Source organism: Pseudoalteromonas sp. C8 (genome assembly GCF_011378685.1).
GTDB lineage: Bacteria > Pseudomonadota > Gammaproteobacteria > Enterobacterales > Alteromonadaceae > Pseudoalteromonas > Pseudoalteromonas arctica.
In genome coordinates, this window is sequence record NZ_WTKT01000065.1 from 1 (window position 1) to 529 (window position 529).

The 529-nt window shown below is 40.6% G+C and carries 1 protein-coding gene; it reads left to right on the plus strand.

Annotated elements, in window-relative coordinates:
- A partial coding sequence (locus GQR39_RS20055) for an alkaline phosphatase PhoX (RefSeq protein WP_165736432.1) occupies positions 1-529 on the plus strand: 529 nt, incomplete at both ends.

Sequence of the window (529 nt, forward strand, 5' to 3'; positions counted from 1 at the left end):
CTCAAATTTTAGCGCCTTGGGGTACACCAATAAATAGCCTTGCAAATGAATGGCGGGATGATGGAACTAATACAGCATTAGATCAGGAAAATTCAGTAGGAATGCACCACGATGGTATGCGTTTTTTCCCGCTTGATGGCAGTTCAACTGATGGACTTTTATGCATCAACCATGAATATATAGATAAAAGTGCATTACATTATACTGATGCACCAAGAGACTCGGAGCTTGTTCGAAAAGAAATTAATGCACATGGTATATCGGTAATTCGAGTCAAATTAATCGATGGTAACTGGCAGGTAATTCAAGATGATACTCATAACCGTCGTTTTACAGCATCAACTCCAATGGACATTTCCGGTCCTTTAGCTATGACATCAGCATTAGTCACCCCTTTTTCTGCTTCTGGCGATCAGACTCGTGGAACCATTAATAATTGTGGAAATGGTTACACTCCGTGGGGAACATATTTAACATGCGAGGAAAACTGGCCAGGTTACTTTGTTGCAGATGAAGACACTATGACAGA